The organism is Sphingobacterium sp. BIGb0165, from assembly GCF_024810095.1.
Taxonomy (GTDB): domain Bacteria; phylum Bacteroidota; class Bacteroidia; order Sphingobacteriales; family Sphingobacteriaceae; genus Sphingobacterium; species Sphingobacterium detergens.
In genome coordinates, this window is record NZ_JANUEB010000006.1 from 470,682 (window position 1) to 491,480 (window position 20,799).

At 41.7% G+C, this 20,799-nt stretch carries 16 protein-coding genes; 1 reads left to right on the forward strand and 15 read right to left on the reverse strand.

Translation table 11 applies throughout. The annotated features are described in order from the left end of the window. Window positions 1–10: 10 nt before the first annotated feature. The 13 genes from M2408_RS16355 to fucP (M2408_RS16415) form a co-directional block, all read right to left on the reverse strand. On the reverse strand, window positions 11–1,675 hold the full coding sequence (locus M2408_RS16355) for a ribulokinase (protein ID WP_259183369.1): 1,665 nt from the start codon (window positions 1,673–1,675) through the stop codon (window positions 11–13). A gap of 17 nt (window positions 1,676–1,692) precedes the next feature. Then, window positions 1,693–3,039, reverse strand: coding sequence for an L-fucose:H+ symporter permease (fucP, locus tag M2408_RS16360; RefSeq protein ID WP_259183370.1), 1,347 nt, complete (start codon window positions 3,037–3,039; stop codon window positions 1,693–1,695). Between the two features lie 30 nt (window positions 3,040–3,069). Continuing rightward, complete coding sequence (locus M2408_RS16365) at window positions 3,070–4,833, reverse strand: L-fucose isomerase (protein ID WP_259183371.1); 1,764 nt, start codon at window positions 4,831–4,833, stop codon at window positions 3,070–3,072. A 5-nt stretch (window positions 4,834–4,838) separates the two neighbouring features. Then, on the reverse strand, window positions 4,839–6,077 hold the full coding sequence (locus M2408_RS16370; RefSeq protein WP_259183372.1) for a DUF6786 family protein: 1,239 nt from the start codon (window positions 6,075–6,077) through the stop codon (window positions 4,839–4,841). Window positions 6,078–6,088: 11 nt separating this feature from the next. Then, window positions 6,089–7,237 (reverse strand): glycoside hydrolase family 172 protein, encoded by a 1,149-nt coding sequence (locus M2408_RS16375; protein WP_259183373.1) that lies wholly within the window; start codon window positions 7,235–7,237, stop codon window positions 6,089–6,091. 575 nt (window positions 7,238–7,812) lie between these two features. After that, a complete protein-coding gene (locus M2408_RS16380) occupies window positions 7,813–8,601 on the reverse strand; it encodes an SDR family oxidoreductase (RefSeq protein ID WP_259183453.1) in 789 nt (262 codons plus the stop codon). A gap of 181 nt (window positions 8,602–8,782) precedes the next feature. Further along, window positions 8,783–9,685 carry an amidohydrolase gene (locus M2408_RS16385; protein ID WP_259183374.1) on the reverse strand — a complete coding sequence of 301 codons (903 nt, stop codon included), beginning with the start codon at window positions 9,683–9,685 and terminating at the stop codon, window positions 8,783–8,785. Next, on the reverse strand, window positions 9,636–10,493 hold the full coding sequence (locus M2408_RS16390; protein WP_259183375.1) for a fumarylacetoacetate hydrolase family protein: 858 nt from the start codon (window positions 10,491–10,493) through the stop codon (window positions 9,636–9,638). Before M2408_RS16390 ends, M2408_RS16385 begins: the two co-directional genes overlap by 50 nt. A 62-nt stretch (window positions 10,494–10,555) precedes the next feature. After that, entirely contained in the window at window positions 10,556–11,320 is a 765-nt protein-coding gene (locus M2408_RS16395) for an SDR family NAD(P)-dependent oxidoreductase (RefSeq protein ID WP_259183376.1), read from the reverse strand. Window positions 11,321–11,322: 2 nt separating this feature from the next. Next, window positions 11,323–12,636: an alpha-L-fucosidase gene (locus tag M2408_RS16400; protein ID WP_259183377.1), complete on the reverse strand. Its 1,314-nt coding sequence runs from the start codon at window positions 12,634–12,636 to the stop codon at window positions 11,323–11,325. 21 nt (window positions 12,637–12,657) lie between these two features. Then, the gene (locus M2408_RS16405; protein WP_120259115.1) at window positions 12,658–14,316 is read right to left on the reverse strand and encodes a UxaA family hydrolase; all 1,659 of its coding nucleotides are present in this window, start codon (window positions 14,314–14,316) and stop codon (window positions 12,658–12,660) included. A 3-nt stretch (window positions 14,317–14,319) separates the two neighbouring features. Continuing rightward, window positions 14,320–14,652: an L-rhamnose mutarotase gene (locus M2408_RS16410; RefSeq protein WP_257087854.1), complete on the reverse strand. Its 333-nt coding sequence runs from the start codon at window positions 14,650–14,652 to the stop codon at window positions 14,320–14,322. A gap of 9 nt (window positions 14,653–14,661) precedes the next feature. After that, on the reverse strand, window positions 14,662–15,927 hold the full coding sequence (gene fucP / locus M2408_RS16415) for an L-fucose:H+ symporter permease (protein ID WP_259183378.1): 1,266 nt from the start codon (window positions 15,925–15,927) through the stop codon (window positions 14,662–14,664). Window positions 15,928–16,070: 143 nt separating this feature from the next. Between fucP (M2408_RS16415) and M2408_RS16420 the strand changes: the two genes are divergently transcribed. Beyond that, window positions 16,071–16,934, forward strand: a complete 864-nt coding sequence (locus tag M2408_RS16420; protein ID WP_259183379.1) for an AraC family transcriptional regulator — start codon at window positions 16,071–16,073, stop codon at window positions 16,932–16,934. On the opposite strand, the gene M2408_RS16425 is transcribed toward M2408_RS16420, so the two are convergent. Together M2408_RS16425 and M2408_RS16430 are read right to left on the reverse strand one after the other, a co-directional pair. Then, on the reverse strand, window positions 16,923–17,891 hold the full coding sequence (locus tag M2408_RS16425) for an NAD(P)H-quinone oxidoreductase (protein ID WP_259183380.1): 969 nt from the start codon (window positions 17,889–17,891) through the stop codon (window positions 16,923–16,925). The genes M2408_RS16420 and M2408_RS16425 overlap by 12 nt on opposite strands. Window positions 17,892–17,965: 74 nt before the next feature. Further along, entirely contained in the window at window positions 17,966–20,731 is a 2,766-nt protein-coding gene (locus tag M2408_RS16430) for a TonB-dependent receptor (RefSeq protein ID WP_259183381.1), read from the reverse strand. Window positions 20,732–20,799 lie beyond the last annotated feature (68 nt).

Below are 20,799 nucleotides of genomic sequence, written 5' to 3' on the forward strand. Positions count from 1 at the left end.
TCTAAAAACATTAAGTCTGCGCTTTGTTATCTCGATCGTTTTGCACGGCGCCATAACGTAAATACTGCGCATACCGATGATCAAAATGCGCCCTATATTCAGGTCTAGGCTGTACAATTTCCTTATCTCCCTTTCCCATACGGGCTGCCGCTTCTTCTATCGTGTCATAACGGTTGCTAACCACTGCAGCAAACATACAAGCGCCCAATGCGCAGACCTGTTCTGTAGCTGCGATGTGTATGGGTCGATTTAATATATCAGCCATCATCTGCATGGCGAAGGGAGATTTACTAGCGATTCCGCCGATCGCATTGATCCCTTCCACCCTTACCCCTTCGCTTTCAATACGCTCCATAATCGCCCGTGACCCGAAACAAGTTGCCTCAACCAAAGCGCTAAAAATTGCAGGTGCCGTTGTTCCCAAAGAGAGACCGCCGATCAGACCTTTTAGCGTCGGCGCTGCATCCGGTGTCCGTCGACCATTAAACCAGTCTAAAGCAAAAGGATCGTCGATATGCATTGGTAACTGCGCAGCTGAACGATTGAGTTCCTTTAACAGCTCTGTTTCCAAATGTTCATAAACGGCACTGAAATCGGCCGAAGAAATTAATTTTGCGGGCCAGAGGAGCAGATCCTTGAACCAAGAAAATACATCGCCAAAGGCAGACTGTCCAGCTTCAAGTCCCACCATACCCGGAATAATGGAGTCTTCGACCTGACCACATATACCTTCCACAAATACGCCTTCCATCTCCGGTTTGGGCACGACCATCATATCGCAGGTCGATGTACCTATAACTTTGCTGATGTAGTAGGGTTTTATTTCTCCGCCTACAGCGCCTACGTGCGCATCGATGGATCCGATACCGATCTGCACGTCGGTAGAAAGCCCCAGTCGCTCAGCCCATACTGCACAAAGGTAACCAGCAGATTCAACAGCCGTATATACCCTATCCCCAAATCGCTCCGCATAGGTACCCAACATCGGATCGATCGTATTAAAAAACTCCGCATCGGGTAAACCGCCAAAAGCGGGTGACCAAAGTGCCTTATGTCCTGCCGCACATACATTCCGCTTCATCTGATTTGCATCATTTCCACCCGTCAACAAAAAAGGCATCCAGTCACTGTGTTCTACCCAGGTATAACAAGCTTCCCTGACGGCTGGATCAACACGAAGTACATGTAATAATTTTGCCCAGTACCACTCCGAAGAATAGATTCCACCGACATATCGCAAGTAACCTCGAGGATCTTTTTTCCCAGCCCCATTGATTTCTGCCGCTTCATGGATAGCGGTATGATCCTTCCAAAGCACAAACATTGCATTGGCATTGTCCTTAAAAGCATCAAGAAGAGCCAGAGCCGTCCCCTGTTCATCAACAGCTACGGGTGTCGATCCCGTCATTGCCATAGATAAGGCGCCGATGCTTTGTCTGACTTCCGGATCCACCGTTTGTAGACAGTTTTTAACTGCTGACGTCAACCCTTCTATATAATCCAATGGGTGTTGACGAAATTGACTGTTGCCAGCATCACAGTATAAGCCTTTATGCCAACGTTCATATAAACAAACCGATGAAGAAAGGATCTTTCCAGTGATTGTATCCATCAGCATAGCCCTGACAGAGTCCGTCCCAAAATCAACTCCAATAACATATTTATTCTTACTCATATTCCTGTTCTCCTTATTTAATGGGACGCGCCCACAGTGATACGTTCCGTTTTAAGTTTACGCTTGATCCAAAATCCGTAAAACGCAATAAACAAATAACATAGTAATGGTATAAAAAAACCAACAGCCATCTTAGAATGATCTGAAATCAATCCCATAATAGGTGGACAGAAGGCTCCCCCTGCTACAGCCATCACCAAGAAAGAAGAAGCTTTCTTCGTCAATGTACCTAGATCTTGAATCCCTAGGGCGAAGATGGTAGGAAACATGATGGACATAAAAAAATATGTCGTAAACAGGCTGAAAACCGAAAGCCATCCGATATCAGCAATAACGACCGTGACCAACACACTATTGGCTATCGCGTACCACATCAATAATTTACGTGGGCTCACAAACCGCATAAAATATGCTCCTGTAAGACGACCGATCCAGAAGGCTCCCATCCCACCGATAGCGAGCAGGATCGAGGCTGCCTGTTCATTATTTTTGGGCATAAAAAAATCACCAAAATAACCTAAGTGTACCATGATATTGCTGATAGGTGTTTGCAGATCATGAACAGCATCTATGACATAATTGATAAAAAAGGAATTCGTACCTGTCTGCGCGGCGACATATAAAAATTGTGCTGCAACAGCCAATATAAAAGCTGGATATTGCAATAACTTTCGCAATGGCGGGTTTTCCTCCCCATCTGTATCGGGGTCTTCTTTGACTTCGGGCAACTTGATGACCATAAAAATAAGCAGAACCACCACTACGATACTACCGATCATCATATAGGGTGTCACTAAAGAATCAAACTTATCATGTTCACCCGTTGACTCCATCCCAAAAACGAAAAGCCCGCCGATAAGTGGTCCTAATATCCACCCAAGTCCGTTGAAAGATTGAGAAATATTAATTCGTCGGGCGGCTCCTGCCTTGTCCCCCAATACAGTAGAATAGGGATTAGCAGCGGTCTCTAAAAAAGTGAGTCCGCAGGCCAGCACAAACAAAGCGATCAGGAAAGGAATAAAAGCGCCTAATGATGCAGCCGGATAAAACATAAATGCACCTATAGCGAAAATAGCTAAACCAAGGATAATACCTCTTTGATAGCCATATCGCTTAATGAATAATCCTGCAGGCAAGGCCATGGCCAAGTATCCAATATAAAGGGAAAATTGCACAAAGCCGGATTGCGCTTTACTGACATGCAAAAGATCCTGAAAATGCTTATCCAGAACATCTAAGAAACCGTGGGCGAAACCCCAAAGGAGAAATAGGCTGCAAATAAAAATGAACGGCACAAGATAATTGACTCCTTGCTCATTGACAAAGAGAGATCTTTTCTTTTTTCTTGGGGATGTCGTGTTCATGGTGATAAAAATTATATTGAAGCCTAAATCTTATTTATACAAGGGGCCATATACCTGACATGCTCTATAATCGCTGCCCTCGCTGTCCATTCCAAAAGCTCCCCATGCCGATGGCCGAAAGATTGCCTCCTGCGCAACATTATGCATATTGACAGGAATGCGTAACATAGCTGCCAACGTGATCAGATCTGCGCCGATATGCCCATAACTAATAGCGCCATGATTGGAACCCCAATTGGCCATAACGGCATATACACTAGAAAAATTAGCTTCTCCAGTCAAGCGTGGTACAAACCAAGTGGTTGGCCAGATTTTATCTGTGCGTTCATCCAATATACGATGGACATCTCCAGGCAGATCGATCGTCCATCCTTCAGCAATTTGCAAAACTGGCCCTACCCCCTTAATGAGATTGAGGCGGCACATGGTTACGGGCATTCCCCCTTCAGTGACAAACTTGGACGAAAAACCACCACCTCGCATATAATCTCGATTGGAGGGGTAAAATGTGGTGGCCTTCAGACAGGCATCCACTTCTTTATCCGAAATTTCCCAATGTGGTTTCATCACAGGTTTGTCTCCAAGACGCTGTTTCCCCGTACCATCAAGGGTCGCCGATCCGGAATTAATCAAATGCAGAAATCCATCCGCAGCCCTTCCCTCCGGCTTCCAACCAGATACGCGCGCCACAGCCTCAGGACTCCAATAAGTCCGTACATCAGCAAAGATCTGCGCAGTATTGGTCAATAGATAATTAAACAGCATGGAAACCCCATTCAAGGCATCATTTTCAGTAGCCACCAAATAAGGCGTACGTATGCCATTCCAATCAAATGACGAATTCAATAGTGCTTCGGAAAAATCACCATCTGGTAAGAAATCTGTCCATTGCCGTTGCCCCTGAAATCCAGCCAAGAGCGCATGGTGGCCTTGGGCTTCTTCTCCGTAGCCTTGATCGACAAGTCTTGGATTGCCGATCATAAGATCACGCATAATCATCGTCATCTTGACAACAAACTCCCAATCCTGATCTTTCTCTTCGCGGCTTTTGACATTCTTTGGTTGATTAAAGTCTTCACCCTCCTGACAATGTTCACGCGTCCACTTCAATGCTAATTTAAACTCCTCCGGATCAAAAATATGCTGTTGTATCCGGCGTAAGATTTCTGAGGAATCCACATACTCATTACGCATGCCCAGATAGCTTTGGAAAAAATCCGCATCTACGATAGATCCCGCTATTCCCATTGAAACCGAACCGATAGCCAAATAGGATTTGCCCCGCATGATTGCCACAGCTAATCCTGCTCTCGCAAAGGCAAGTAACTTCTCACGCACGTCCTCCGGTATATGCTGGTCGCCCATGTCCTGTACATCCTTACCGTAGATCCCAAAGGCTGGTAAGCCCTTTTGATTATGAGCGGCCAAAGTTGCCGCCAAGTATACTGCTCCGGGTCGTTCGGTACCATTAAAACCCCAAATTGCTTTGGGCAACAGTGGATTCATATCCATTGTTTCAGAACCATAACACCAACAGGGGGTAACAGAAAGCGATACACCGACGTTCTCCCGCTCAAACTTATCGGCACAGTCTGCGGCTTCTTTCACACCACCAATACAGGTATCCGCGATAACGCAGACCACCGGTGTTCCATCGGGATATTTCAATTCAGCGTTAAACAAAGCCACGACAGCTTTAGCCATATTCATTGTTGTTTCTTCCAAAGATTCACGTATACCGCCCAAGCGACCATCGATAATAGGGCGAATACCAATTTTAGGATATGTTTTCATATTTGTTACTTTTTAGGTTGACCAAAAATTGTTGAAACACGGGCTAGGGAGGTTCCTAACACCTTCTCAGCAATTGTATTCAGCTCAGTTTTGTCCCCAGTAAAATGGAAGACACTATGATTGTGTACAATCTGTTCATTGGGAGGAATAAAAGCCGCTGGAGAAACACTTTCAATTTCATAAAAAGGTCCCATTTGCGTGCCGTCCGCTAACGGACCATCGTTATAAGCATTCATTGCATCTCCTAGGAAAGGATCTTTTTTTGTCGTCCATTCCTGGTTTAGATAAGTAGCAGTATTAGCCACGTCGAAAAGGGTAATCGTAAGCACACCTTCATCAACCGCATAACTTCCAGCGATAGGTTTGGCGCGATGAGGTGGTATACCGAGTTTGCCTCTTGACAAACCATCAGCCTTAAAGTATAAAACGCCTTTTTCCATTGCAATCCGATCAGATTGAATCTCACCAAAGTAGTCTGTTGTGGCTACTTTACCTTCAGCCTCTTCTTTATAGGGGATTAAAATCACGGTTTCTGGAGTAGGTGTAAACATATCTAAATTCCATATGCAGGGCGCTCCAGTCTTTTTATCCCAGGTAAAATCACCTGTATTTCGCAAGCTATTGGTTGTTTTAAACCCAACAGATTTCACCTTATCCCCTAATACAATGGAAAGCATACCTTCGATCTCCTTGCGTTCCAATATCTCCACCTGGCGATTAACATTTATTTTGAACTGCGTCCCGGCATAGTTTTGTAGATCCATATCCTTGGCGAGCCGCACACTTTTCGTGGAGGATGAAACCAAAGACCAACTTTCGGTATCAATTGCCGCTGGGGTGCGCCAATGATCAAAAACCATCTCCTTTTTCGGGGCAAAAAACAACGAAAAAGGCCCACCTTCTGGCCCCAGCCATAGCCGATCTTCACCACCATAAGCATTCATATGTGGATCGATAGCTTGATCAAAAGCTTTGTAGTTGATCCAGCCAAAACTCTTCCCTTCCTCACCTTCTGCGGTAGAAGTGAACACTTTGCCTTGGTATTTGGGCGAAACAATAAGTTTCGCTTCCCCGCCGGAAGCTGAAAGAACAATCAGTTGCTGATCCCATTTTTGCAGAAAAGTGAGATCAGCAGCGAAATTAGATTTGCTCTTTTGCGCCTGTCCGGGCTCTTTGTTATTACCCTGACAGGCTGAGAACAATACGGAGAATATCATCATAGCTTTGAATAGTTTTGTTTTCATGGTGCCAAACTTTAATTGATTTCTATCCCATTCTTTCCTGGAAGTGGTTTGAATTTGCCGTGAGGTTCTGTCTGGTACCAGTAAGCCACCGAGATAATATCAGATTTCTGCGGCAGATACCGGTCTTCGGACCGCCAACCCAAATCTTGAACCGTTACCTTTAGGTCACCGTTAAAACGTACAGGATCCATAATATGCCAGCGATACATTCCAAATCGCTGCTGTGAATCATATATTCCGTCGGGACGGATCACCTGATGCAGACCAGCATATGGTGTAGTAAATTCCTGATATCTACGCGTTTCCTTGTTTTCAAAATTATAAGATCCACAGAAGTAGTCTTCCAAGCCCGTGGTGACTATCGTAGCAAACTCTTTATCACCATCGAGAAAAAATTTGACTTCACCTTCACCCCACCAGCCCGTGTTGTTGACACCAACAGCTAAATAGGTTCCAACATAATGTCCTTTCCCTTTTACACCGTCCAGAATGGTATGTAAGGCACCTTCCGTAGGGTGAGATCTTCGGTATTGCGCATGGAAATAAGCTTCATCATTACCAACCTCAGTCTCGGCATAATTGACTTGATAATAGAGTACCATGGGATGAATACTGACATTTTCCATTGTTATCTTGCATTTTTTTCGAAAAGGCATCTGCCAATAGGAGTTAAAAGCACTACCTGGATTGACTGTCATCGCGAGTGAATTTAAAGGGGCGTATTTATTCCAGCCCATTCCAAAAAAGGCTCCGACAGGTGCTTCAACTGAAGGTTCTGTCTCCCCATCCCAATAAAATCGAATAATGGATTGACTCCAGTTGCCTGTCGGTGTCATCCAGATGTGCTGAATAATTCCCGATCCATCTATTTCAGCCAGCGTAAATGTCTCACCAGCACCGATATGGACATAAGGATTAACTTTCCATCCCACGCCGAGCTCTCGGGCAGCTTTGGAAGCATTTGCCTGATTACGCGCCCCTTCCTTTTCATTGGGGACAGCCATTCCACCTTTACCTTTTCCACCGCTAAAGTTTTCAGGACTGATTGACCTTGTTTTAGCATTCGATAATTTCGATAGATTACCTAATCCGTTTGAATTTTGAGCGAAAGATGTATAACCGAACATGATTACACACCATAAAAACATGAATCTTTTCATATACTGTAATTGATTATCTTATTGATTGTATATTTTAAACAGTACAAATGAGTGTGTTAAACGCTCTTTCCCATCAGTAAGATGGAGCATTTCCTATTTAAAAATTACATTCAATTGTGTAATAAAATTGAAATTTTAAATATGGATGGTTTATAATCCATGTAATATTTATTTGGAATTTATTTTATATAATCAGTTCTGTAGGATCTTTTTACCTTCAAAGCTTAAACGTTTAAACAAAAAGAGCAAAAAAAAGCAAATGGATCCGCTAGTTTATCTTCAGTTTATAATTATCAGTTATACAAGTATAAGCTTAATCGATTAAATAAACAAAATAAAATTCATATTTTTTTTTATTAACATCAAAATCCTCAGTAGATTAGGTAGAAAATCGGCCTTATTTGTATATTTTCACGGTCTTCGGCATTCCACCTATCATCACCGGATATAAAAACAAAAAAGTCAGAAGAATAGTTCTTCCGACTTTAACAGGCACAGCCCAATTTTCTTATCGCACGTAGCTCATTAGAGCAAGGTTAAACACGATGCTTCAAGTTTCTTATTTTTACTGGATACTATTCCGCAATAATGGAACGGTCCAAATGCACATAACCACCGTCAACATGGATTAATTGGCCTGTTGTATGGCTTGACTTGTCAGATAGCAAGAATACGGTTGTATCTGCAATTTCCTCCGACGTAGTCATGCGATTTTCCAAGGGAATACGATCGGTAATCTTTTTCAATATTTCCTCTGGATTTGGTAAAGTCTGAATCCAGGTATCGTATTGTGGGGTAGCACATTCAGCAACAACAATAGCGTTTACACGGATTGAATAAGGCAACAGTTCTACGGCCCATTCGCGTGTCAATGCATTTCGCCCACCATTGGAAGCGGCATAGGCTGATGTATTGCCCTGTCCAGTTTCTCCTGTTTTGGAAGATATATTGACAATACTTCCTTTAGATGCTTTCAATGCATCCAATGCATGATGCGCCATCAAATAATAGTGGATCAAGTTTTTATGTAATGAGGCTACAAATTTTGCATAATCCCCTGATGCCAACCCCACCCCATCATTCTGTCCCGCATTATTCACCAAGCCGTCTATACGACCATAAACCTCCAGTGTCTTTTGTACTGCTTTTTCACAATCTTCAGGTTTGGACAATTCAGCTTCGATACACAAAGCATCAATACCAAACTGTTTCACTTCTTGCTTGACTTTCTCATTGTCGGCCTGCTTACGTCCCACAATAACAGGAATAGCCTGCTCCTTGGCCAAAGCATGCACTACAGCTCGCCCTATCCCTTTTGCACCACCTGTAACAATAACTACTTTATCTTTTAAATGAAGATCCATAATAATTTTATTGAATTGTATGTTTCGTTGATGAGTGTCTGTTTTCTGCATCAACGAACTCGTTTCACCGGTTATTGATTAAAGCTTATCCCAACAGCAGCGAGCTTATTAGACTCGATTTATCTGCCATGAAAGGACTTCAGTATGCATTCCTTCCCTTTCATACATACTGAAGTCTTTTTTATAGATTATATACACGTATGGCATTCTCAGCCCAAAACGCATTTTTTTCCTTTTCTGTAAAGTCGCCTAACTTATCTTCGACTATAGCGATACTTTCCTCATAGGAGGCCGCCAACAGGCATACGGGCCAGTCCGATCCAAACATAATCCTTTCTTTTCCAAAACGTAGGAAAATATGGTCGAGATATTGTTTGAAATCATCCAATTTCCAGCTGGACCAATCTGCCTCTGTAGCCAGCCCCGACACTTTACAGACCACATTTGAAAAGGCAGCAAGTTTATCGATAAACGCGGCCCACTCATCAAACTCCCTTGATTTAATCGGAGGTTTGGCAATATGATCCAGTACAAATTGAAGATTTGGATTTTGCTGAACACATTGCAATGTAGCCTCATAATGACGTGGACGAATCAATAAATCGTAGGTATAGCCAAATGCAGCCAATGCTTTTAACCCGTTCAACACAGCTGGTCGAATCAGAAAATCTGGGTCCAACTCTCCCTCAACAATGTGGCGGAAGCCTTTGATTACCGGTAGTTCTTTATAACTTGTCAACTGTTGTTCAATATCTTCGGCCTGAAGATCAACCCATCCAACCACACCTTTGATAAAGGGATGACTTTTGGACAGCTGAACCAAATAGTTCGTTTCCGCGTCAGATTGATCAGCCTGAACGGCCACACTACCTGCGAATCCATTTCGCTCCAATACAAACTGAATATCCAATGGCGTGAAATCCCGTTTGATAACGAGCATTTCGTCTGTAATCCAACTGTCTCTAACAGGATCGAATTTCCAAAAATGCTGATGGGTATCTATGCGCATAATAAAACCTAAAATAGGAGATAAATTAATTTTTTGAATAAGCAACCACAGTCTGACGTGATTCGCCAAGTCCATCTGCGCCCAATTCAATCACATCACCAGGTTTTAAATAAATAGGAGGATTAAATCCAAGACCTACACCCGCAGGAGTACCTGTTGAAATCACATCTCCTGGTAATAAGGTCATAAATCTAGAAACATAGGAAACAACATGTGCAATTGAAAATATTAAATCTTTGGTATTTCCGTCCTGATAGGTTTTACCATTAACTTTCAACCAGATACGTACATTGTTAATATCCTTGATTTCCTCTTTAGTAGCCATGAATGGTCCCATAGGCGCAAATGTATCACAGCCTTTTCCCTTATCCCAGGTACCACCGCGTTCCAGTTGATACTCACGTTCAGATACGTCATTGTGAAGTACATAACCCGCAACATAATCCAAAGCCTCATTTTCCTCTACATAAGAGGTCTTTTTACCAATTACAATACAAAACTCCACTTCCCAATCCGTCTTCACAGAGTCTTTAGGAATCATCACATTATCGTATGGTCCTATTAATGAAGTGGTGGACTTCATAAAAATAATAGGTTCAGCAGGAATCGGTGCATTTGTTTCCTTGGCATGATCCATATAATTCAGTCCGATACAAACTATTTTAGATGGACGTGCAAAAGGTGCTCCGATACGCTCGTCTTGTGGAATTTCAATCAGTTTACCTGCATTAGCCTTGACAAACTCTTCTAAACGAGCCAAACCATCTTCTGCAAAAAATTGCTCATTGTAATCACCACCAAATGCACTTACATCGTAGTTTACTCCGTCAACCTGAACTCCAATCTTCTCTTTGCCAAAGGCTCCAAAACGTATTAATTTCATATTTTTTTATATTTGAGATATGAGATAGTAGATATGAGAATCTAATGTCTCAAATCTAACATTTAGTTATTCAATTTAATAAAACCACCGTCGATCGGATAGTCATTCCCTGTAATAAACCCTGCGTCGTCGCTACAAAGGAAAAGTGCCAGCTTAGCTATTTCTTCGGGTTGTGCCATACGACCTATTGGCTGGCTTGCAGACAGTTTTTCAAACATTTCAGCTTCTTTACCAGGATAGTTCTTCGCGATAAAACCATCCACAAAGGGGGTGTGTACACGCGCTGGCGAGATACTGTTGCAACGGATACCGAAAGCCATGTAATCACGTGCTACCGACAAAGACATCGCATAGATCGCACCTTTACTCATGGAATAGGCAAAACGATCCGTAATTCCTACCCACGCCGCAATCGAAGCGAGATTAAGGATAGCACCTGAACCTTGTGCTTTCATGATCGGTACAATAGCATATAACGCATTGTAGGCACCTTTCACATTCACATTAAAAACGCGTTCAAAGTCTTCGGATTTACAATTTTCCAAATTGCCAACGTGAGCAATGCCAGCATTATTCACTAAAATATCAATTTTCCCGATATTTTGAGCTATGCCGATAATTTCCCCTTGATCGGTTACATTACAACGATTGAATACAGCCTGCCCACCTAGAGCCAAAATTTCCGCTACTACAGCATTCCCACCTTCTTCATTTAAATCCAGAATGTGGACTTTCGCTCCTTCTGTAGCAAATTGCACACTGATAGCACGACCAATCCCACTACCACCGCCTGTAATAACAGCTACTTTTTGTTCTAATTTTCCCATTGTTATTTAATTGTTAGTGTTAAAACTAGATCTGCCTCGTCAGTCGATGCCGGCAAATCCAGTCGTAAACCATTATCTTTATTACTAAATTTAATATCCTTATTTCCGATAAATGTCTTTACTTTCTTCACCTGATAAGGAAGCTTGGCAATATACAATTCCTTCTTTTCAGGTTTAAGGATATGCAGGTATACCTGATTTCCTTTTCGCGTCAACGCATAATCTTCCGTAGGTGGTACCCCTCCCGCTTCAGTTCCATAGATAGTCTCGCCATAAACTGCCAACCATTTACCAAGATCTTTTAGACGATCTTGTTGATAGTCCTGAATCTCGCCGTTCGGCATCGGTCCCACATTGAGTAACAGGTTTGAACCATGTCCCGCAGCTTTAACCAAGTAAGTCAATACCTCTCTAAACGATTTACGTGTCCTATCTTTCAATTCAAAGCCCCAAGATCCAGCGATGGTACCACAAACCTCTTTGGGCAATTTACCCACATCATGTGCGCTTGTTCCAAATCCCGTGGTATTTTCTCCTGGCAGATCACGCTCAAACATCTGAAAGTCCTCTCCCTCAAAAGGAGCTAAATGATGATTATTACCCACCAAACATTGTGGCTGCAACTTATGGATCAACTCATAGATTTCTTTAAAATGCCAATCCTCTTTAGGTTTGTCCCAATGACCATCAAACCAAATTCCATCAACTTGACCATAACTTGTAAGAAGCTCAGTCAACTGACTTTTCATAAATTGGACATAATGATTCCAATCACCTTTTGTAGAATCACGCCCAGCGATGCCACCTCCCGTTTTACCTGCAGGTAGGTAATCATTGCGGTTCCAATCCAAAAGCGAGTAATAGAACATGACTTTTATTCCTTCTGCATGACATGCTGCGACCAACTCTTTTACGATATCGCGTTTGAATGGCGATTTTTTCACGATGTTATAATCCGAAGTTTGGCTATTCCACATGGCGAAACCATCGTGATGCCTTGTCGTGAATGTAATATATTTTGCCCCAGCCTGTTTAAATAATTTAGCCCATTCTTTTGCATCAAAAGAAATGGGATTAAAAAATTTAGGCAAGAGTGCATACTCATCCAAGCTGATGTTCTGATTATTCATGACCCACTCACCATCCCCCAACACACTATAGACACCCCAATGGATAAAGACCCCGAATCGAGATTGTTCAAACCATTCCCTATTTTTTAAATTTTCAGGACTTGGCTGGTACTGTTGTTGGCTATAACCATAGGAGAGTGATCCTATGATCAAGGCCAAACTGCAGATGACATGTTTTAATTTCATTATGTTCGATTTTTTGGTTATTTACAAAGAAACGCCCCTTCGCCAAGGAATAAAATCATCCTGTCCCAACAAGACTGCTTTAGGCTTGACCTCACCTGAAGCAACTTCAATTACATAATCAAGTATACGATGCGCGGCCTGTTCAATAGTCTCTGTGCCTTCGATAATGGTACCACAATTAAGATCTATGATATCAGGCATTTTTTCAAAAGTCTTTGTATTGGTCGATAGTTTTACGACTGGAGTAATCGGATTTCCCGTGGGCGTACCCAAGCCGGTCGTAAATAAGACAACATTAGCACCCGCTGCAACCTCTGCGGTAGTACTCTCCACGTCATTCCCAGGTGTACATAGTAAGTTGAGCCCTGCCCCATTAGCCAATTCAGGATAGTCAATCACGGCAGCGACTGGTGAGGTACCACCTTTCTTAGCTGCTCCTGCAGATTTGATCGCATCAGTGATTAGACCATCACGGATATTACCCGGAGATGGGTTCATGTAGAAACCCGAACCATCCGCTTCTGCTTTCGCATTATAGGTACGCATCAAGCTCATAAATTTCTCGGCAGTAGGTTCATCAACACAACGGTCACTAAGTTCCTGCTCCACGCCACATAGCTCTGGGAATTCAGCTAAAATAACAGAACCACCCAAAGTCACCAGAATATCCGAAACAAAACCAAGTGCCGGATTGGCCGAAATACCTGAGAAGCCATCTGAACCACCACACTCCAAACCGATACATAGTTTATCTAAAGTGGCTGGTTTGCGCTCATTTTTATCCGCTTGCATCATCCCTGCGAAAGTTGCTTTGATTGCTTTTTGCATCAATTCTTTTTCAGTTCCTTCTTTTTGTTGCTCAAAGATGTATAAAGGACGGTCAAAGCCTGGATTCCTTTTCTCTATTTCAGCCTTTAAAATGGAAGCTTGTGCATGTTGGCAGCCTAAACTCAATACAGTTGCACCTGCCACGTTGGGATGTGTGATATATCCCGCCAACAAACCGCATAGTGCATCAGAGTCCATACGTGTACCACCACAGCCCATTTCGTGGTTCAAAAACTTAATGCCATCCACGTTTTTAAACAAACGTTCTTGCTCATTTGATGTTGAATTAGCCAATAAATCCTGTCCCAAAATTTGGTTTACATCTGCACCGGATTTATATAATCCGATCAAGTCTTCTACTTCGGAGATATAATTGTTGGCTTTGACCTTATAGCCTAGTTTCTCTTCGAAAGCAGCTTTTAGCGTCAGTACATTCCTGTTTTCACAAAATACCAATGGAATGACCAACCAATAGTTAGCCGTTCCTACCGTACCGTTCGAACGGTGGAATCCGTTGAATGTTTTATCTTTAAATGCAGCAATATCCGGTTTGGTCCAAGTGGTCTTGCGATCACCCATTCTAAAATCTTCGGATGCATGACGTAGATTTTCTGTTGTGATCAACTCACCCGCACCTAAATCACCATTCAGCTTCCCAACCAAAACACCGTACATCAATATTTCGGCATCTTGCTCCATGGGCTGAATCGTAAACTTATGTTTGGCCGCAACGGCTTGCTTCAATGTAAACTCTTTACCTTCGAAAACAATTGCTGTTCCTTCAGCCAGGTCCTGCAATGCAACCAGGACATTATCCATCGGATGGATTTGTAAATAACGTTGTATGGCCATAACTTATACTAATTCAAATATTTTATTCATCATTACCCACTTTTCACCTGGTTTGGATCCCGGGATAGCGGCTTGATATTTCCACATCAACTGCTCCCATTCCTGAACTTTTTCATTGGCAGCATCCATAGCAGATTTACGCTCAAATGAAAAATCTTCACCAACTTCCATATTCATAAACAATCTATTCTCAAAACGATAGATCTCCATTTGCGTTACCCCAGCATCCAAAATCGATCGCTTGATCTCTGGCCACACTGCACGGTGGTAATCCTCATATTCTTTGATCAATTGTGGATCATTGACAAGATCCAATGCCATGACATACTTTTTCATTACTATCTATTAATGTGATTTAAGATTTTCTGTTTCCGCGATGCTCACGTTCCTATTCTGAAAGGCAAAAGCCAATACCACGATAAAACATACCAAAGGCACAAAATAACCATATTGAAAATGGCCTGTTGTATCCGATATTAAGCCCAAAAGTGGCGGCAATAACGCTCCGCCAACAATAGACATGACAATCAGACTCGAAGCAGATTTAGTATCTGCGCCGATCCCCTGTACTCCAAAGGCAAAAATGGTCGGAAACATGATGGACATAAAAAATGCGATTCCAATCAAGGCATATAATGTTTGTACACCTGTTCCAAAAATAACGAACAGTGATAATACGATCGTAACAAATGAATATATGATCAACAGTTTAGATGCTGAAACAAAACGCATAAAGAAGGTTCCAATAAATCGGCCTAACATAAATGCTAATCCTGCAAAACCTGCATAGTCCGCACCATCTTTCCCTGATATCCCTGCTACTTCTGTTGCATATAGCACTAGAAAGCTTAAGATACATACCTGAGCACCAACATAAAAAAACTGAGCAATGACCGCCCATCTTACATTTTTATGTCTCAAAGCATGAAAGAAGCCTGCTTTACCTTCTTCCTCTTCATCCTTGATATCAGGCAATTTGGTAAAGAAGAACAAAGCAGCAATCAACAGGATCAATACGCCCAAAACAAGGTAAGGCATTTTTACAGAAGCAGTTTCTGACTGGATATAAGCCAGTTTTGCCTGTTCAGCCATTTGCGCAAGTTCTGCTTGCGATTTCGGTTCGTGTGACAAGATAAATTTCCCACCAAATATAGGTGCCAAGAAGGCTGCAAGACCATTGAATGACTGCGCAAAATTCAGCCGTTGAGCAGATGTTGCAGGATCACCTAAAATAGCGACATACGGGTTGGCTGCTGTTTCCAAGATAGTCAATCCACATGCGACCACAAATAAAGCCCCCAAAAAGAAAGCATAACTTATGGTATTTGCTGCAGGAACAAACAAAAAACAACCTAGCGCGAAAAATAACAATCCGATCAAAATACCGGCCTTATAGCCATAACGTTTCATAATAATTCCCGCAGGGATCGCCATCACAAAATAGGCAATAAATACCGCTGAATCGACCAAAGAAGCCTGGAAATGCGATAAACTAAAGGCATTCCTCAAGTGTGGAATCAAGATCGGATCAAGGTTATGGATAAATCCCCAAAAGAAGAACAAGGAGGTCACCAAAATCAAGGCAAATGTGTAACTCTTTTTGTTAGTCATATATTCAAATGGTTATAAGTAGTTATTTTATGTAAAATAAGCCTAAAAAACCTAGACAATATTCAAGTATATTATCAATTTATTAAGCTATATTACCATATCTAAACAGGAATATGTAACTTTAATGCATATATTTCATAGTTATGAAAGCGCAATTACTTCATTTAAACAACCATCTCACCCATTCATTCAACGCTAGACGAGATAATACACCGCAATACCACAACATTTGGCATTATCATGAAGAACTTGAATTGATCTATTTTGCAGAGGGAGCTGGCACACAGTTTATTGGCGACAGCGTTCGCCGTTTTGAATCCGGAGATATTACACTGGTAGGTTCTAATCTACCTCATTATTGGCTGTTTGATGAAATCTACCTAAAAGAGGATAATCCGCACGCAGCAGATATACGTGTACTGCATTTTAAAGAAAATTTCTGGGGGAATGAATTCACAAACCTGCCTGAGAACAAAAACATCAAAGACTTGATACGGATTTCGAAAAGGGGGATAGCGCTTTCTAAAGCAAGTAAGGCTGAAACCATAACACATATTGATGCCATACTAGACAGCGCTGGCACAACAAGAATCATCCACCTACTGCAGATCCTCACATCTATTGCAACAGAGGAGCAGCATGATCTATTAACCAGTACAGGCTTTACGATTCAATCTCAGGATCAGGATGCTGACCGCATGCGCATAGCCATGCACTACATCGGCGAAAATTATCGTGATCAGATCCGCCTACAGGAGCTTGCCTCATTGACAGGAATGACGCCAAATTCATTTTGCCGTTATTTTAAATCGCAGATAGGTAAGACACTTTTTCAGTTTCTAATTGAAATGCGTGTAAAGACGGCATGTAATTTATTACTTGAAAATAAACAAACCATCAAGCAAATCTGCTTCGAGTCTGGGTTTCAAAACTTCTCGAGCTTTCATAAATATTTCAAGAATATCACGGGTACGACCCCGCTTAACTATCAAAAATCAAAAACTTAATACGATTTTTCCCAACAAATTCGAATCCTCCATCAATTGATGTGCCTTTGCAGCTTCATGATAAGGCAAAACACAAAACAGTCTGGGTTTAAAATCACCAGAAATGATCTTAGGCCATACCTCAGCCCAGATCTCATTACGTAATGTTTCTTTAAAGTGATGATCTCTTGCTCTCAGGGTACTTCCGGTAAGTAGAATTCTTTTTTGCATCAATTTGAGCAAGTTTATTTCTGCTTTAGCCCCTTGCATGGCGTTGATATAGACCAGGCGTCCATCGGGGTTCAAGAGATTGATGTTTTTTTCGAAATAGGCACCACCTATACTGTCTAAAATCACGTCAACTCCCAAGCCGGCTAGCACTTCTTGAAAATCTTGGGTCGTATAGTTTATCACTTTTGATGCACCTAGTGATTGGCAAAAAAGACCTTTCTCCTCCGAACTAACAGTTGTATAAACTTCCGCACCGAATAGTGACCCTAATTGAATAGCTGTACTACCAATTCCGCCTGCTCCACCATGCACCAGGAAGTGTTCTCCAGATTGTAGTTTTCCCCTTCGAAAGACATTGTCCCACACTGTAAAGACAGTCTCTGGGAGTGCTGCCGCTTCTTCAAAACTTAGATTCCCCGGAATAGGTAGGCAATGCCCCTGGTAAACAGAAACGTAACTAGCATACCCACCACCGGCAACCAGTGCACATACCGAGTCACCAATATTCCAGCTATCGACCAAAGAGCCTTTCTCCACAATAACACCTGCCACTTCGAGCCCCGGGATACGTGGATCAACACCTGGAGGTGCCGGATAATTTCCCTTTCGCTGGAAAACATCTGGCCTATTCACACCCGCCGCCCTGACTGCGATCAACACCTCCATATCTCCAATCTGTGGTCGCTCCAGTTCCTCAACCGTTAATACCTCAGGATCACCCGGTCTGCTTATCACAACTGCTTTCATCTGTAAATAATTTCTAATTACGCTTTTATTATCTCACATTCAATCATGATAACAATGTTATGCATGAATGCCTATCAGGATTTCTTCGGGTATTTTTGTAAACGAATATTCAGTGAGAGCATAAAATAACGGGCCAAGCGATTATTTTGAACATCCAAGATATCATTTCCAACAACAGCACGGGATATTCCAGTATTCTGATTCATTAAATCGAAGCCCTGAAACCGCAACATACCCAGATTATTACGTCCAAAAGTATATTCCATATATGCATTGATTATCGTTGGACTAATATTACTCCATGAACTTGAATATCCTGCGTTAAACTTTTGGGATAGCTCCAGCCCCATCGTGAAATGCTTCCCCAAATACGCCTTGGAACCAAGCCCTACAATTCCAGAATGTGCAGTGATATTGTCCCGAAAAGGCCAATCAAAAGTCGCCCGATTCAACGAATAATTACCGTTTAATTCGGCCTCAAAAATATCATTCCAAGCATAACGAAATTGAATGGCCTGAGTAATTAAAATATGTCCACCAAAACTCTTCTTATCATTAATGAAAGAGATATTGTTATAGTAATCCCCATTTCCATTGAGACTCATCTGCAAATTATCCGAGAATAAAGAAGCTGTAAAAAGGTAATAGCTTTTAATATCAAAATACCCATCCGTATTCCGATAGGTTGTTTTTTGTATTGTAGAGTTAGGCTCAATGGTACGATCTGCAACAATTTTATCATTTACCAGGTTATAAGCAAAACTTGCCTCAAAATACTGTCCTTTTCCCGTCATTGATTTGCGGTACTTTGAAACAATTGTATTTGCAAATTCTGATTTTAATTCCCCGTTTCCAACAACAATATTTTGTGTATTTGTATTATCTACTACGGGTTGTATCTGATAGAAGTTAGGTTGATTATTACGTCCATAGTAATCTATGGATAGATCTTCCTCTTTGGTAAACTTCCACTTTAATCCGGCTGAGGGCACAAAATTTACATTCGGATAGGAGGCTGGATTATCTTGACCGGTTAGGGCACCTTTCAATTCTGAAGCCTGAACAGCAAAGCCAAAATTTAATTTGACGTTTTTCCCCACATCCTGCCGATAAATCATTCCGACCTTATTACTCGCAAAAGAATAGTTATATTTTAAACTGAGTGAGTCGATCATTATAGGCTCTTTCTCAGAATTCGTATGATCAAAAGTTGAGCGGCTGGCATCTATTTTTGTGTAATCGAGGTCATAGTTGATCTCTAACACACCTCCCAGATCTACTGGTTCGACAAGAGACAGGCGGCTCTGAATATTTTTGCTCTCATTATCCGTTCGGATCATTTGATTCAGAAAGGTTTTCGTTATTTTAGGCGGAGTCACAGTACTGTCTATCCCTTCGTTCTGATCTTGCAGTACTTCGTCCTTATCCAACGCATTGAAATCTGCATGAAAAGTATATAATATTTTCCGGCCTGGCTTATCAAAACCCCTTGTATAAAACAGATCAAGAGCCGCTGCTGGGCTTTCTGTACTATTAGCAGCTTCATAATTACCTGTACTGCTCAACCTGTTGTTCTTGATCCGTCGATCCTTTAATGTTCGACTTGTCGAATTAGTCCAGGAGAGCTTTGGAGAAATCTTCAATTGGTCTTTTGGTGAGAGTTTCATATCGAAATCCCAATCCATTTTATGTGTCCGATCAACAGACTTTATCCTATAGTCCTCATAATTACTGATCGAGGTATTCACTCCTTTTCCAGACCCATAGATGGATTGCAAAAAAGAATTTCCTACAGTAGAATTGTTACGCTGAGTAAAAGAATATTTTCCACTGGCATTGACAGTCTTTGAAAGTGGACTGGAAAAACTAGCCCCGATTGAACTTATTTTATTAACACCATCTGTGGGGTCAGCAAAATCTGCCAGCTCCCCCATTTCCCGTTCCCGCTCGCCTCCATTTGGAGAGCCAAAAGAGAAGAGATTGGTATTTGTATTATTGACAGAGGATACAATAGAATATTCCTTTCCATTATCAAATCTATTTACACCAATACTTCCAAGGTAGCGGTCGGCGGTACCTCCGCCCAATGTTGCCTGTCCGAAAGTGATTTTTTTCTTATCCTCTCGAAGTACAATATTCAATATCTTTTCGGATTCGGTACTTTTAATCCCTTTAGCCGTCGCTTCGTCTCCATAAAAATCAATAACCTGCACACTTTTCACAAAATCCGCGGGGAGATTTCGTGTAGCAGTCAGAACATCCCCTCCAAAAAATCGCTTACCATCAACTTTTACCGAAGATATGGGTTTTCCGAAAGCGTAGACAGATCCATCTCTAGATACTTGCACATTTGGTAAGGCTTTAAGCGCCTCCTCTAAAAGTGCACGCCGATCGAATTGAAAAGCGTCTAAATTAAACTGTACAGTATCTTGTTTATAGACAATAGGCTTATATTTGAGAATAACAATCTCCTTTAATAAGGAAACATGCGGAAACATTGTCAATTTCCCCACGTCCAGTTTGGCCGTACTACTATTGTAAAGCGGATAACTACGTTCGAGAATACTCAAACCTATTTGCGTACAGCTTATCCGAATATCGTTTCCTAAAACACGTCCGAAGTGAAAATATCCCGTCGCTGATGTTGACGAAAACAGTGTGTCCCGAGAACTCGTCAAATGCACACTAACACCTTTGAGAGGATTGCCCGCAGTATCTATAACAATTCCATAAACCTCTTTTTTTGTCGCCTGACCAAACGTATTCTTTGGCAGAAAAAACAAGCTTATAATAGTTAACAAAAGTATAAACCGGATAATATTCCCGCCCCTTAGTTTCATCAAACAGACTTTGCAATAATACAATTCAATATAAGAAATTCTTAAGCTATTAACGTAAAAAGTTGTGA